Origin of the sequence: Nonomuraea sp. NPDC050790 (assembly GCF_044456745.1) — a bacterium.
Classification (GTDB): Bacteria; Actinomycetota; Actinomycetes; order Streptosporangiales; family Streptosporangiaceae; genus Nonomuraea.
Genome location: NZ_JBITGF010000005.1, coordinates 581,901 through 596,749 on the forward strand (window position 1 = coordinate 581,901; position 14,849 = coordinate 596,749).

Consider the following 14,849-nt stretch of genomic DNA (forward strand, 5'->3'; position numbering starts at 1 on the left):
AGGAAGCCCAATGACGGCAACCACGACAACACCCCGGCCTGTCCGGCCGGGTCTGGGCCGGCGCCTGATGAGCTGGTTCCGGCGTTTCACCCCGGAGGTCCCGCCGGTCAACGTGATCGGCGGATTCTCCTTCACCTCCCCCGCCCGCGACGACGCGTTCTCCTTCACCGTCACCGTCCGGTGCTGCTGGTGCGCCCGCGGCGGCCTCGACCGCGGCGCGATGGAGAAGTTCGTCGGCGAACGGCAGCGGCTGGACGAGCAGGCCATCCGCCGGCTGGTCCGCGCCGCGGTGCGCCCGTTCCCGCCGTACGCGGCCAAGGACGCCGAGGAGGCGGCCAACAGGGCGCTGACCGACGACGGGCCGGTCCTGCTCGGCACCACCACGCGCGAGGGCATGAGCGCGACCTGCACGGCCTGGGTCGAGATCGACGTGGCCGAGCCGGTGCGCAGGTACCAGGAGCAGGAGTGGCGGGCGAGCCTGTCCTGGGCGGCGCACGCCCACCACTCCAAGCAGGCCGTCGCCACGCTGACGAAGCTGCGCGACGAGTGGCTGGTGTTCCTGGGCGCCGACCCGGGCAAGCTCGCGCACGACTGGCGGCTGCCGTTCGCGATCCGGCTGGCAGAGCACGGACGGCAGGTGACCGAGACGGTGGCCAGCATGCACTGGCGGCGCAGGCGCGACGTCACGTTCGCGGCGGGCTTCTACCAGGACGTCATCAAGCAGTTGCGCAGCGCGGGCCACTACGACTTCGCGGTGAGCGTGGAGGACCTGCTGCGCAAGATGGTCAAGGCCTACGACCTGCCCAGGTACGACCTGGTCGGCGAGATGCTGCAGAACGAGCTGCTGCCCTATGACGAGAACGACCCGATGCACCACGTCTTCGGCATGGGCCAGGAGCAGGGACCCGAGCCCGAGATGTTCGGCACGCAGGGCGAGCACGACCCGCCCGGCTGGCAGACCTGGCACGGCGAGCAGGTCGAGGAGCCGGTGGCCGTCCCCGATCCCGACGACGACGAGCCGGAGGAGGCCGAGCCGTCGCCGGAGTCCGGCGGGCAGGCCAACGGACAGGTGCCGCACCAGCGCGCGGCCGACGAGGGCGAGTGAGGCGATGACGACGCACAAGCCCCTCGCCGGCCTGCTCGCGGTGCTCTGCCTCACCGGCTGCGTGCGCACCGAGCAGCTGCAGCGGCCCGGCGCCGGCGACCCGTGCGCGGTGATGGCACCGCCGGGCGCGAGGGCCGCCGCCACGAACGTCATCCTGGTCGACCGCTCCGGCTCCACGCTGGCCAAGGGCAAGGCCGGGTTCGAGCCCAAGTGGGAGAAGCGCCTGGGCGCGGTGCTGCCGATCCGCGACGGCGAGCAGTATCTGATCGCGCCGTTCGCCGGCGGCGATTACCTGTCCTTCCCCGACGAGCCCCTGGTCGCGCCGCCGATCAGGGGGACCAGCAACAAGCAGGCTCCGCTCAGGAAGGCCGTGCGCGACTGCCTCACCCGCCGCGTCACCGGCGCGGCGCTGAAGAAGGGGATACCCAAGGGCACCGACATCCTGGGCGCGCTGCACGCGGCGGGCCGGCAGCTCACCGGGTTCCCGCAGGGTTCGGCCAAGCGCATCTTCGTGGCCACCGACGGCTACGCCAGCACCGGCTGCGCCGAGATCAAGATGGGCCGGCGGCTGAGCGAGCGCGACATCGCCCGCATCGCCGACGGCTGCGCGGGCGAACTGCCGACCGGTCTGAGCGGCGTCCCGATCACGATCGTCGGCATCGGCACGACCTCCAGCAAGATGCGCGCCGTCCGGCCCGACGCGGTCACCTCCCTGGCCAGGCTCTGGGAGACGCTGTGCCGGCGCATGACCACGACGTGCACCGTGGAGAGCGGCGCACCGACAGACGACGCGTCCGCCGCCGCGGGCGCGGGAGGAAGGCACGTATGGTCCTGACCGAAGAACCTCCCCGGGCCGCGGCCGGGCGCGGCCGTTCCCGCAGGGAGCCGCCGTCCTACTGCGCCGACGGGTGCCGGTGCGCGCTCTGGGAGAGCCTCGGGGAGGCGGAACCCGACGCGCCGGCCGTACGGAAGGAGCATCATCCCGATCCCGCGGTGCTCGGCTACGCCGAGACGTGCGCCCTGCTCGGCGGGACGCAGACCGGGCTGCGGCGGCTGCTGGACGCGGCCGAGACGATGCGCGCCCGCAGGCAGGCGCTCATCCGCGCGCACCACGACGCCGACGCGGCGGTGAACGCCTACGAGCGGTTCGTGGTGGAGGGCAGGCACGCGCAGCAGGTGGGGCGGGCCTGCCGGGACGAGCGCGCGCTGGCCGCGCGCGAGCGGCCCGCGCCGCCGACCTGGCTGCGGATCTTCCGCTGGCCGGCGATCCTGCTGATCGGCACGTTCGACGTGTGGTTCTTTCAGCAGTACTTCCTCGACGTCGGCTACACCGGCGCCGACGAGGACCCCGGCCTGGTGCAGAACCTGATCGCGCTGGTGCCCGGCATCGCGGTGGTCTTCATGGTGCTGCTGAGCGCCACGCTCGTCGGCGGCCTGGTGCGGCGCCGGTCGGCCGGGAGCCGGGTGGCGCGGTTGCTGGGCGTCGTGGTGCCGGTGGTCTACCTGGTGCTGGTGCTGGGGCTGGTCGGGTACTTCGCGTTCCTGCGGGCCTACGACTCCTTCGCGGACGAGATCGACAGGCAGGTCGCCGTGGACGACAAGGTGATCCTCATCGGGGCGCTGATCGGGCTGCTCACGCTCACCTCGATCCTGATGAAGGTCAAGGGGGACGATCCCGAGGCGGACGCGGTGTTCGTGGCGCGGCTGCGGCGCCGGCGCAGCGAGCGGCGGTGCGCCAGGGTCCAGGCTTCGGCGAAGGCGTCGCTGGCCAGGCACGTCGAGGCGTACTCGGATCTGCGGGCGGCGCGCGACGAGGGGCTCAGCCGCTTCCGCGAGGCGATGCTGGAGGCCTACCGGCGCGGCATCCTGGAGCCGAGGGCGCAGCAGCGGCCCGGCGCCGAGGTGCCGCCCGCGCTGACGCTGCCGCCCGTCCTGCACGCCACGGCGGTCAACGGCGCCGTCCCGGCCAAGGGGGCGGCGGCCCGCGAGTACGCCCGCCTGCTCGACGACTCGCTGGTGGACGGCGCCGGCCCGCTGCTGCCCGAGTTCGAGGACATCAGGCAGCCGCGGCCCTCGCTTGGGCCGCTGCCGGAGATCTGCAGGGTGCTGGCCAGGCTGGACCCGGCGCCGCTGCAGGAGCGCTGGCAGCGGGTGGAGCGGCGGCTCACCGAGGACATCGCGCGGCTGTCCTGATACAAAGCCGAGCGGCGGCGGCGACACGGGGACGGCGGGCCGGATGCGTCCGCCGTACACCGTTGCCGGTATGCGACTCTTCCTGCTGTTCCTCCTGCTGGCAGGCGCGCTGTCCGGCTGCGCCGCCGTCTCGGCGACCTCCCACGACCTCTCGCTGCCCTGGCCGGAGGAGGGCCAGTCCGCCGTGGAGATCGAGGGGCTGGGCGCCTTCGGGGCCGGCGACGACGGCGAGCCGGTCCCGATCGCCAGCGTGACCAAGGTGATGACCGCCTACGTCATCCTCGACGGTCACCCGCTGCGTCCCGGCGAGCGCGGCCCCCTGATCGAGGTGGACCGGACGGCCGCCGACGAGTCACACTCCCGCGTGGAGTCCTCCGCCCCGGTCCGGCAGGGCCAGCGGGTACGGCTGCGCCACCTGCTGGAGCTGATGCTGGTCCCGTCGGGCAACAACGTGGCCCGCCTCCTGGCCCGCTGGGACGCCGGATCCCAGGAGCGCTTCACCGCGAAGATGAACGCCGCCGCCCGCCGCCTCGGCATGCGCCAGACCACCTACACCGGCGCCAGCGGCAACGAGGACAGCACCGTCAGCACCGCCGCCGACCAGCTCAAGCTGGCCAGGGCGGCGATGCGCGACCCGGTCTTCCGCGAGGTGGTGTCGCTGACCGCGACGACGGCTCCCGGCGGCGGGCAGCGCCTGCCCAACACCAACACCCTGCTGGGCCGGCACGGCGTGGTCGGCATCAAGACCGGCTCAGGCACGGCCGCGGGCGGCAACCTGATGTGGGCCTCGCGGGTGCGCGGCCGTCTGGCGCTCGGCGTGATCCTGGGCCAGCGGCCGGGCGCCGGTCCCGCGGCGGCCAAGGAGGCGGCGCTGCGGGCGGGGGCGGAGATGACCGCCGCGGTCGAACGCCGGCTGCTGGGGCGGGGCGACTGACCACGGGCTGGAAGCGGTCCTGACGGCGCCCCCGCGATCCCCGGGAACTGCACCACCAAGCCGGCCCGCCCCCGCGGGCGGCGGTCAGCGGCTGCCCTCGCGTTCCACGACCAGGATCCGCGCCTCGGGAACGGGATGGGCGACGTGCTCGTCGCCGGGCTCGGCGTAGCAGACTCGGCCCGGGGTGAGCCGCTCGACGTGCTCCTCGCCGTCGCGCCGGTAGCGCATGTCCACGGCGCCGTCCAGGACCACGAAGACCTCGGGGCCGTCGTTGACGTGCCAGACGTACGGCGTGTCCGTCCAGTGCAGGCGCACGGTGGCCCGGTCGATCGCGGTGATGTCCAGCGCGCCCCAGGGGCGGCTCGCGGTGAACGCCGGGGCGTCGAAGAATCGCATGCCACCGATCCTGTCGGCGGCGGAACCGGCTGACGAGTGACAGGAATGCCGATATCCGTAAGAATCCTGCCATGCAGAAAGTCGTGGCGCTGGCGCTGCCGTCGGTGGTGGCCTTCGACCTGGCCATCCCGGCGGAGGTCTTCGCGGGCGAGGAGTACTCCTTCGCCGTCTGCGCGCAGGCCCCCGGCCCGGTGCCGACCACGACCGGCTTCGAGATCACCGTCCCGCACGGCCTGGACGCGCTCCAGGACGCCGGAACCGTCGTGGTGCCCGGCTACGATCCGCTCGACGAGCCCCCGGAGCCGGTCCTGGCGGCGCTGCGCGCGGCGGCGGCCCGCGGCGCCCGCATGGTCTCGGTGTGCACCGGCGCCTTCGCCCTGGCCGCCGCCGGGCTCCTCGACGGCCTGCCCGCCACCACCCACTGGATGGACGCGCCCGCGCTCGCCGAACGCTATCCGGACGTCGAGGTGGACCCGGGCAAGCTGTACGCGGGCGGCGGCAACGTGCTGACCAGCGCCGGGTTCGCCGCCGGCATCGACATGTGCCTGCACCTCGTGCGCGGCGACCACGGGGCGGAGGCGGCGGTGCGGGTGGCGCGGCGGCTGGTCGTGGCGCCGCACCGGGCGGGCGGCCAGGCCCAATACCTGGAGCAGCCGATCCCGGCCGCGGGCGACGGCATGGCCGAGGTGCGGGCCTGGGCCCTGGAACGGCTGGCCGATCCGCTCACCGTCGCCGACCTGGCCAGGCGGGCCGCCCTGTCCCCGCGCACCTTCGCCCGCCACTTCACCGCCCAGACCGGCGTGAGCCCGCACCGGTGGCTGGCCGCCCAGCGCGTGCACCTGGCCCGCCGCCTGCTGGAGCGCACGGACCTGCCCGTGGACGAGGTGGCGCGGCGCTGCGGCCTCGGCACCGCCGCCAACCTGCGCCTGCACCTGTCCCGCGAGGCGGACACGACGCCCACGGCCTACCGCCGCACGTTCCGCGGCCCCTGACCTTGCCGATCGGGGTCAGCCGACGCCGGCCGCCACGTGCCTGATGTGCTCCGGCGTGGTACGGCAGCAGCCCCCGATGAGCGAGGCGCCCAGTTCCTTCCACTCCTTGGCCGCCTGCCCGAACTCCACCGGATCGGACAGCCCCAGCCAGCGCCGGTTCTCCGCGTCCCAGGTCTCGCCCGAGTTCGGGTAGACGACGACGGGCAACTCGGTCAGCCGGGAGATCAGGCCGGGGATGTGGCGGGGCGCGGTGCAGTTGACGCCGACCGCCACCACCTGCGGTTCGCCGGAGAACAGCGCGGCCGCCTCGGCGATCGGGGTGCCGTCGTTGAGGTGCGCCTCGTCCCGGCAGGAGAAACTTACCCAAGCTTTGACCTGCGGCGTCTCGCGCAGCAGCCGGGCGATCGCGCGCGCCTCCTGGTAGGAGGGGATGGTCTCGACGGCCATCATGTCGGGCTCGGCGGCGGCCAGGATCTCCCAGCGCGGCTCGTGCCAGGCGCGCAGGCCGTCCTCGTTGAGGTCGTAGTCGCCGGTGTACTCGGCGCCGTTGGCCAGGTACGCGCCGTAGGGTCCCACGGAGGCGGCGACGAGGCCGCCTCCGGCCTCGTCGCGGGCCTGCGCGGCCAGTTCCACCGACAGCGTGATCAGCCGCGCGGCCTCGGAACCGTCCAGGCCGCGCGCCATGAAGCCGTGCACCGATGCCTGGTAGCTGGCCGTGGTGGCGACGTCCGCTCCGGCCGCGAAGTAGGCGGCGTGCACGGCGCGGATCAGGTCGGGGTTCTCCAGGAGCAGCCGCGCCGACCAGAGCTCGTCGCGCAGGTCGGCGCCGAGCGCTTCGAGGTGGGTGGCCAGGCCACCGTCCAGGACGAGGGTTTTCACCTCAACAGCCTATTCGCCCTATTCAAAGCGTAAGCCGATCTCCCTGACCAGATCTACGAAGTTCGTCCCCGCGTCCGGCGCGAAGTCACCCGGTGTGTAACACACCTCACGCAACCGGCCGCTGAACGGGAAGGGTCCGTGCCGCTCGAACACCTCCCAGGATACCGGCGAGCGCCGGTCGGCCCCCACGTCGATGCCCTCCATCGGGCAGAACGCCGCCAGCATCGGCAGTCCGGTGAGCTTGCCCCGCTCCTGTCCGTCGACCAGGACCGCCGCCTCCCACACCCAGTTGCCGGGCGCGCGGACCTCCACCTCGACCCGCTCCCCCGGCGGCCCGGCCCGCAGTTCGCGTGACTCTCCGTAACCGTTGTGGACGAAGACGACCTCGCCGTCCGCCACGTACAGCAGGTAGCCGCCGCCCTGGCCGCCGTGCGCCACCAGCACGCCCTCGCCGGGCTCGGCGATGTCGGCCGTGATCGTGAACGAGCGCCACTGGATCAGTTGCAGGGCCCGCCAGCGCTCCAGCGTGGGGACGGGCGGCGTCAGCCGTACCGGGGAGGGGTCCTGCTGCCACGGCGGGCGCAGCAGGTAGCGCAGGCGCGAGCCCTCGTCGAGCGGGTAGACCTGGCCGTCGCGGGCGGCGCGCTCCCACGCCGCGGCGACTTCGCGCACGATCTCGGGGTGGCGGGCGGCGAGGTCGCGCGTCTGCGTGCGGTCCGACGGGCGGTGGTAGAGCTCCCACTCGTGCTCGCCGAACGGCGTCAGCGGCGCGTGCCTGGTCACGATCTCCCACTCGCCGCGCACCTGTCCGCGGTGTCCCTGCAGCTCGGTGTGCTGCTCCACATGATCGTGTACGGCCAGCGGCTCGCGCAGCACCCTCACCAGCGACGAACCCGAGCGCGGCAGCCCCTCGGCCGCCTCCACCCCGGTCAGCTCGATCAGCGTCGGCAGCACGTCGGTGACGTAGGCCCACTGGTGACGCAGCCCGCCGCACCCGGCCAGCCCGTCCGGCCACGAGATCAGCAGCGGTACGGCGTGGCCGCCCGCGTGGGCGTTGCGCTTGTACAGGCGGAAGGGGGTGTTGGAGGCCATGGCCCAGCCGCGCGGGTAGTGCGACAGCGTGCGCGGCCCGCCGACGAGGTCGATCCTGGCCAAGTCGGCGGCGGGGTCCTCGCGGTCGTGGCGGCTGTTGGACGACAGCAGCGTGCGCAGGTACTGGGTGGTGCCGTGGCGCTCGCCCTCGCGGGAGGCGCCGTTGTCGGAGGTGAACACGAAGATGGTGTTGTCCAGTTTGCCCAGCTCGCGCAGCGTCTGCCGCAGGGCGCCAACGCTGCGGTCGATCCCGGCGATCATGGCGGCGTAGACCTCCATGTAGCGCTGGAAGAGGCGGCGGGTGTCGTCGTCGAGGGTGTCCCAGGCGGGCACGTCGTCACCGTCCTCGGCGTTGCGCTCGGGAAGGACGGTCCCCTCGGGATGGAGTCCGAGCTCCTGCTGCCGCCGGAACCGACGTTCGCGGATGGCATCCCAGCCCCGCTCATATTTACCGAAAAATCGCGAAATATCGGCCTTCGGTGCCTGAAGTGGGGCGTGCGCCGCGCCGTGCGCCAGATAGAGGAAGAACGGCTGGTCGCCCGCCTGCCGCATCATGGCGACGGCCTCGCGGGTGAGATCGTCGGTCAGGTGATACCCGTCCGGATAGCGGTCGACCTCGACGGCCGAGTTGTCGCGGATGAGCCGGTGCGGATGATGAAAATTGGTGAACGCCTCCAGGAACCCGTAGAAGCGGTCGAACCCCCGCTGCAGCGGCCAGGCGTGGCGCGGACCCGAATCCGACATGTCGGAGTCCTTGGTCAGGTGCCACTTCCCGACGGCCAAGGTGAGCCACCCCGCGTCCCGGAAGATCTCGGCCATCGTGACCGCGTCCTGGGCCAGTTCCCCCGCATAGCCGGGAAACCCGGGATCGGAGTTGGCCACGTGCCCCACGCCCGCGCGGTGCGGATCGACCCCGGTCAGCAGCGCCGCCCTGGTCGGGGAGCACATGGGCGTGACGTGGAAGTCGGTCCACTGGGTGCCGTGGGCGGCCAGTTCGTCCAGGTGCGGCGTGGGTATCTCCGACCCGTAGCACCCCAGATCCGCGAACCCGACGTCATCCACCAGCACCACCACGACATTGGGCGCCTGGGCCCCGGGCACCCGCCGAGGCGGCCACCACGACTCCGAACCCGCGAACGTCCGCCCCACCCGTCCCTGGAACTCCATGCACCGGGTTATAACCCGAAAGATCACCCCCCACCACCCCTCCCCTGAGCGCGGGGCGGGGTGGCGGGTCACGTGTGGCACCGAGGAGTCACGGGCGCTTCCAGAAGGCGGTGCGGGAAGCGCCCTCCGAGCCGCCCCCACCGCCCGACGTCAGCGACGTCAGCACCTCGATGGCGCGCGCCCACAGGGCGGCCAGGTCGGCGCCCGGCCGGTCGGCGGACTCCAGTTCGCGGGCCAGCGCCGCCAGTTCCGCGTGCCCGCCCAGGAACGCCGCGAGCACCGCCAGCCGCGAGGCCAGGTCGGCCAGGTACAGCGGGTCGGGCACGCCCCGGGCCGCCTTCAGGCGGTCCAGTTCGGCCACGAGCTGGGGGCGTACCGCGTCCAGGGAGTGGCGGACCGCGCCGGGGGCGAGGGGCCGGGAGGCGGGCACGGCCCTGGCGAAGCCGCGTCCGCGCTTCATCGCCTGGCCGCCCGCGGCGGCAGGCGGGGCGAAGCCGCGCGGGCCGCCGCCTCCCCCGGCGCCGCCGAAGCTCGACAGATTGTCGGCGGCCTCGTGGATCCCGGCGGCCGGGGCGGACAGCGGCGAACCAGGCGCGGGCATCTGGAAGGCGGCCATCGGCGCGGCCGCCGCCGGCGTCTCCCAGCCGCGGGGCAGCTCGACCGGCTGGATCACCCGGTGCTCGGGCCCGCCCTCGGTGACCTGCCGGGTGTCGGCGGCCACGTAGGCGGTGAAGCGGCACAGCACGCCGTACTCCAGAGAGGTCCGGACGATCTGGCCCTCCAGCTCGTGCTCGCCCATCGCGTAGCGGTCCTCCAGCTCGCGCAGGTGGGCGCGGGCCCAGACGGCCTTCAGGGCGGGGTTGTCCACGACCGTGGCGGCCACCCGCTCCTCCCAGGGCGCGCCCGCGGCCAGCCCGCGCACGGTGACGGCGGCGGCCTCGCGGTAGCGCCCGTACACGCGCAGCGGCACCCCGGGGAAGATCGAGCCCAGGTGGGTGACGGTGCCGGGCTCGGTCTCCAGGCCCTTCAGCGACAGGTCGGTCACCAGCGGCGCCCCGATCCTGCGGTGGATCTGCTCCATGGCGGCGTCCAGCCGGTCCTCGGACTCGACCAGCTCGCAGCGCCCGGCCCCGAGACCGGCCAGGCGGCTCAGGAACCCGGCGTTGACCGCCTGGTCGATGCCGACCGTGTGCACCCGCATGGCCGACAGCGCGCCGCCGGTCTGTTCGAGGATCTGGTCCTCGTTGCCGACCTGGCCGTCGGTGACCAGCACGATGACGCGTTCGCGGGCGGTCTCGCCGAGCAGGGCGATCGCCTGGCGCAGGGGTTCGAGGAGCTCGGTGCCGCCGCGCGCGTCCATGCGTGACAGGTGCTCGACGGCGCGGTAGCGGTTGCGGTCGCTCGCCTCGCGCAGGCCGTCGAAGGCCGCCTCGACGTAGGAGTCGAAGGCCAGTACGGCGAAGCGGTCCTGGTCGGTCAGCGTGTCGACGATGCGGGAGGCGGCGCGGCGGGCGGCGACCATCTTCCAGCCGCCCATGCTGCCCGAGCGGTCGAGCAGGAGCACCAGGTCCCGGGGCGTGCGTGTCCCCTCCAGGGGCGGCGGCACGACGGTGAGCGCGAACGTTCCGGCGCCGTCGAGCTGCAGCGCGGTCGAGGCGTCGAAGCCGAGGCGCAGGATGAAGTCCCTGTCCAGCCGTTCGCCGGGCTCCAGGCTGAGCCGGTCGCCCTCCCGCCTGACCACGTGCAGGCTGGAGGCCAGCTCGCGCAGCTCGAGGCCGGCGGCGTCCACGTCGACCGTGAGCGACAGCCGTACCGGATGGGGGAAGCCGGGCAGCAGCACGGGCGGCGAGATGCGCGAGGCGTCGGGCACCGCGTCGGTGTCGGGCGCGACGCCGTCACCCGCGGAGGGCCCGTCGAGCGGCGCGCCGGGAACGTAGCGCGGCGCGACCACCAGCGGGAAGCGGAAGGTGGCGGCGCCGTCCTCGTAGGGCAGCGGCTGGCTGAGCGTGAGCCTGACCGTGACCCGCTCGCCCGGCACGATGTTGCCCACCCGGATCGTGAACACGTCCGGCCGGTCCTCCTCGGCGATCGCCGCCCGGCGGCCCTCGCGCAGGGCCTGGTCGTAGTCGGCCCTGGCCGCGCCGCGCTCCTTGAGCACGCCCTCGATCACGCGGTCGTCGGCCTCCATGCGGAAGGCGGTGACGGCGGCGCGGTCGGGCAGCGGGAAGACGTAGGTGGCCTCCAGCGGCACCTCGAACGGGTTCCTGAAGCCCTGGGCGACCTCGACGCCCGCGACCAGCCCCGAGATCGAGGCGGTCACGTCGACGCTCTCCAGCGGGAGGTTGCCGCGCTCGGTCTCCAGCGCGCCCAGCCCGGCGTCGGGCAGGGGCAGGCAGCGGGCCGGATCGAGAGAAGTGATCTTCATGTGAGCTTCCTCTCCTGTAGCACTCGAAGAAGCGGTCCGGCCGCGGCGAGGACTGCCTCGATGTCATCGTCTGTGGGGGTACGGCCCGCGCCGTCCAGCACCAGCGCCACCCCGGGCGCCAGCCGGACACCGGAAACCCGCCCGCCACCCACCGGAGCCGGGATATCCGCCTTTGCGCGAGCCGGAGCGTCCGCCGTAGCCGGGATGTCCGCCGGAACCGGGATGTCCGTCGCGGGGCGGGTGGTCCAGAAGCGCGGCCGGGCGCCCTCGGCCCGTGGCGCGTCGGGAAGCTCCAGCAGCGCGGCGGCCTCCAGCGTGGCGTCGGTGGCGCCGGTCAGGCGGGTCTGGATCTCGGCGATCGAGTGGCCTGCCGCCTGCAGGCGTTTGACGGCCACCACCTGGAGCAGGTGGCGCCGGCCGTACTGGGCGATGCGGCCGCGTCTGGTCAGGGGCGGGTCGACGAGGCCGATGGTGGTGTACCAGCGGATGAGACGCTCGCCCGGCACCTCGCGGATCCGGCCGTTGGCGCGCTGGAGACCGGGCCGCAGCGCGTCCGCCGCCCGTTCGGCCAGCTCACCGATGGTCCAGGTCTCACTCATACCCTCACAGTGACACTGTCACTATTGCAGTGTCAACGCGGAAGAATCGGGCATCAAGATCTGTTGTTCAGAGGAAAGCGATTCAAAGGGGGATTCAGACATGGCACCGATCACCGGACCACTCTCCGGGGACGCCAAGAAGGTCGTCGCCGACGCGCTGCAGGGGGCGCTCGTCGACCTCATCGACCTGTCCTTGGTCGCCAAGCAGGCCCACTGGAACGTCATCGGCTCGCACTTCCGTTCGCTGCACCTGCAGCTCGACGAGCTCGTCGCGATCGTGCGCGAGCACGCCGACACGCTCGCCGAGCGGGCCGTGGCGCTGGGTCTCAACCCGGACGGCCGGGCCGCCACCGTCGCGGGCTCCACCAAGGTGACCCAGCCGGAGCGCGCGTGGATCGAGGACGGCAAGGTCGTCGCCCTGTTCACCGACATCCTGGAGGGCGTGATCCAGCGCCTGCGCGAGCGCATCGCGGCCACCGACGAGCCGGACCCGGTCACCCAGGACCTGCTCATCGCCGTCGCCCAGGACGTCGAGAAGCAGCACTGGATGTTCCAGGCCCAGCGTTAGAGCAGCGTGCGGGCCAGCGCGGCGATCGGCGGCCGGGTGGCGAGGAGCTGGCGCAACGCCTCCTCCTCCGCCAGCCCGGCCTCTGCCATCGTCCTGGCCCACGCGTCGCCGTCGCACGACAGCGCCGCCTCCTCCAGGCGCTCCAGGACGGTGGCGCCCGGATGTGCCTCCTGCGCCAGCGCCCACAGCAGGTGCGGCCACCTGATCGTCAGCGCCGCCACCTTCGCCACGCACTCCTCGCCGTGATGCGGCTGCCCGGCCAGGTGGCGCCGGTAGGTGATGAAGGAGTAGAAGCGGAACACGTTGAGGTAGCGCTTCACCTCGCGCGGGTTGGTGAGGTTAAGGGCGGGCAGCGCCGTCTCCGCCGCCCGGCAGGCCCGCTCGTCACTGTAGAGCTCGTCGAACACCCGGTCGGCCGCCCTGGCCGCGGCCTCGGACGATCCGGCGATGCCCGCTCCGGCCACCCCGAGGGCGGCCTGCGCGCGGCGGGCGGCCTGGTCCAGCGTCTCGATCGTCGGCGCCATACCGCGGATGGCCGTCTCCAGCCGGTCGACCAGCTCCGCCCTCGGCTCGGGCACGGGCTCGGGCCTGGGCGCGGCCGAGCGCAGCCCCAGCACCTGCCTGACGTAGTCGGGCGCGCCCTCGTCCAGCGACGGCACGCTCAGCGGCAACTGCACGATCTTCTCCAGGAAGCGCCAGCCGAGCCGGGAGGTGCGCTCGTCGGGCAGCGTCCCCATCAGCTCCCGGTAGGCCAGGCCGACGTGCGCCGCGACCACCTCGGGCTCCATGCCGAGCACGAACACGCAGTTGCCGAAGTCACCGGCCACGAACAGGTTGATCGCCTCGATCACCTGTGACACCGTGCCGGGCGAGCAGCGGTCGAGGTCGTCCACGAACACCACCAGCGGGCGTTCCTCGGTGGCGACCAGGTCCAGGACCCGCCGCATGTCGCCCTGGACGAGGTGCAGCAGCCCGGCCTGGTTGCGATAGCCCTGGTCGGCGACCCCGAAGCGGGCCAGCGGGTCGGGCTGGCGCACCAGCGGGCCGAAGGCGCCGTCGGCCGACTCGGCCAGGAACCTCGCCATCCGCATCACGCCGGCGCCCACGGAGGCCAGGCAGCCGGCCGAGGCCACGGCGGCGGCCGTACCCTCCAGGGCGGGGAACAGGGCGCTGGCGGCGGTGCAGGCCGCGGTGACCAGCGCCGTGGCCAGCAGCCCGAGCGCCACCGGCGCGAGGCGGGTCAGCGCCAGCCAGTACATGCGCCGGCGCACCTCCTCGGTGTCGATGCGCGACAGGTTCAGCTCCAGCCAGAAGCGCTCCCGCTCGGCGGCGGGCAGCCGGCCGGTGATCTGGCTGATGATCTCGTGCGCGAGCCCGGCCCAGACCTGCTCGCCGTTCTGGTACATCCACGGGTTGAACCACACCGTCGGCCGCCACCCCGCGTCCGCGGGCGCCTGCGCGCAGGCGTCGGCGGGCCGCCGCGCGCGCAGCCGTCCGAGCACGTCGAGGTTGGTCAGCCTCCCGGTACGGCGCCGCAACCGCAGCCCGCCCGACCCCGGCGGATCCAGCAGTTCCTGCACCATCCGCATGAGCGAGGTCTTGCCCGCGCCCCACGGCCCCTTGATGCCGATCGTCAGCGGCGGCGAGGTGTCCCGGTGCCGCAGGAACGCCGCGACCGCCTCGGCGTAGACGCGGTGGCCCAGCCGGTCGTCGAGCGTCCAGCGGTCGGAGGCCAGCAGGGTGCGCGGCCGCACGGCCCGCCGCAGCGCGTCACGCCGCCGCCTGGCCGGATCGGGGGCCCGCTGCCCGGTGCCGACCGGCACGTTCGCGATGTCGCCGTGGCTGAAGAGCATCGCGGTCAGGCCCGAGCCCGCGTACTTGCCGGCCGCCAGCTCGTGCAGTTCGGCGACGGTGAGGGGCCCCTCGGCGGCCAGCAGCGCGTCGGCCAGCACGCCGGTCAGGCTGGGCGCGCCGCCGGGCCGGTCGCCGGTCGAGGCCATGGAGGCGGTCAGGGCGGCCGCCGCTATGGGCGGGTCGCCGGGCACGTTCAGGCGGGCCTCGCCGTCACCGTTGACAACCCAGCCGAAGTCCACGACCAGCACCAGCGCGGCGGCGGGCGAGTCGCCGAGGCGGCTGCCGAAGTCCATGATGAGCCGCGTGAATGCGCTCGGCGCCCAGCCCGCGCCGGACGGCCAGCGCACCAGCAGCAGTTCGTCCGGCTGCGCCGAGGTCAGGAACGCCGCCAGCTCCCGGGGAGCGGCGTCGGCGGCCTCCACCGTGGTCACGTCGTAGCCGCTCACGCGCAGCGCTCTGGCCAGGCGCGGCGCCGACGGCGTCCCGTCGAGATAGACCAGTGCCCTGCGCGTCTTGATCGCGGGCGCCAGCCGTACAGCAGTCATGATCGAAATGTGCCGACTCCGGGGTGCCGGTGGCCCCGGGTTTGCGGAGAGTTTGGCCTTGCGAGTACCTCCCATTCACGTGGGTGCGATCGACTGGCGT

Annotated in this window: 12 protein-coding genes; 6 read left to right on the plus strand and 6 right to left on the minus strand. The window is 73.4% G+C overall.

What is annotated here, in order from left to right:
- The first annotated feature begins 10 nt into the window (after positions 1–10).
- The 4 genes from ACIBEJ_RS27910 (at position 11) to ACIBEJ_RS27925 (ending at position 4,232) form a co-directional block, all read left to right on the plus strand.
- Positions 11–1,105 carry a hypothetical protein gene (locus ACIBEJ_RS27910; protein WP_397185783.1) on the plus strand — a complete coding sequence of 365 codons (1,095 nt, stop codon included), beginning with the start codon at positions 11–13 and terminating at the stop codon, positions 1,103–1,105.
- A gap of 4 nt (positions 1,106–1,109) precedes the next feature.
- Positions 1,110–1,940, plus strand: a complete 831-nt coding sequence (locus tag ACIBEJ_RS27915) for a hypothetical protein (RefSeq protein ID WP_397185784.1) — start codon at positions 1,110–1,112, stop codon at positions 1,938–1,940.
- A complete protein-coding gene (locus ACIBEJ_RS27920) occupies positions 1,931–3,298 on the plus strand; it encodes a hypothetical protein (RefSeq protein ID WP_397185785.1) in 1,368 nt (455 codons plus the stop codon). Before ACIBEJ_RS27915 ends, ACIBEJ_RS27920 begins: the two co-directional genes overlap by 10 nt.
- A 70-nt stretch (positions 3,299–3,368) precedes the next feature.
- On the plus strand, positions 3,369–4,232 hold the full coding sequence (locus ACIBEJ_RS27925; RefSeq protein ID WP_397185786.1) for a D-alanyl-D-alanine carboxypeptidase family protein: 864 nt from the start codon (positions 3,369–3,371) through the stop codon (positions 4,230–4,232).
- Positions 4,233–4,316: 84 nt separating this feature from the next.
- Here ACIBEJ_RS27925 and ACIBEJ_RS27930 read toward each other — a convergent pair whose 3' ends face one another.
- Positions 4,317–4,628, minus strand: a complete 312-nt coding sequence (locus ACIBEJ_RS27930) for a hypothetical protein (protein ID WP_397185787.1) — start codon at positions 4,626–4,628, stop codon at positions 4,317–4,319.
- A 71-nt stretch (positions 4,629–4,699) separates the two neighbouring features.
- On the opposite strand from ACIBEJ_RS27930, the gene ACIBEJ_RS27935 reads away from it, so the two are divergent.
- On the plus strand, positions 4,700–5,620 hold the full coding sequence (locus tag ACIBEJ_RS27935; protein WP_397185788.1) for a GlxA family transcriptional regulator: 921 nt from the start codon (positions 4,700–4,702) through the stop codon (positions 5,618–5,620).
- A 15-nt stretch (positions 5,621–5,635) separates the two neighbouring features.
- Here the strand turns inward: ACIBEJ_RS27935 and mmuM are convergent, their stop codons facing one another.
- From mmuM to ACIBEJ_RS27955, 4 genes are all read right to left on the minus strand, one after another.
- A complete protein-coding gene (gene mmuM / locus ACIBEJ_RS27940; RefSeq protein WP_397185789.1) occupies positions 5,636–6,499 on the minus strand; it encodes a homocysteine S-methyltransferase in 864 nt (287 codons plus the stop codon).
- Between the two features lie 18 nt (positions 6,500–6,517).
- Positions 6,518–8,758, minus strand: coding sequence for an arylsulfatase (locus ACIBEJ_RS27945; RefSeq protein WP_397185790.1), 2,241 nt, complete (start codon positions 8,756–8,758; stop codon positions 6,518–6,520).
- A gap of 88 nt (positions 8,759–8,846) precedes the next feature.
- Complete coding sequence (locus ACIBEJ_RS27950) at positions 8,847–11,183, minus strand: VIT domain-containing protein (protein WP_397185791.1); 2,337 nt, start codon at positions 11,181–11,183, stop codon at positions 8,847–8,849.
- Positions 11,180–11,782 (minus strand): MerR family transcriptional regulator, encoded by a 603-nt coding sequence (locus ACIBEJ_RS27955; RefSeq protein ID WP_397185792.1) that lies wholly within the window; start codon positions 11,780–11,782, stop codon positions 11,180–11,182. The genes ACIBEJ_RS27950 and ACIBEJ_RS27955 overlap by 4 nt, the downstream gene beginning before the upstream one ends.
- Positions 11,783–11,882: 100 nt before the next feature.
- Here ACIBEJ_RS27955 and ACIBEJ_RS27960 point away from each other — a divergent pair, with 100 nt between their 5' ends.
- Entirely contained in the window at positions 11,883–12,350 is a 468-nt protein-coding gene (locus ACIBEJ_RS27960) for a Dps family protein (protein WP_397185793.1), read from the plus strand.
- On the opposite strand, the gene ACIBEJ_RS27965 is transcribed toward ACIBEJ_RS27960, so the two are convergent.
- Complete coding sequence (locus tag ACIBEJ_RS27965; protein ID WP_397185794.1) at positions 12,347–14,749, minus strand: P-loop NTPase fold protein; 2,403 nt, start codon at positions 14,747–14,749, stop codon at positions 12,347–12,349. The genes ACIBEJ_RS27960 and ACIBEJ_RS27965 overlap by 4 nt on opposite strands.
- Positions 14,750–14,849: the final 100 nt, after the last annotated feature.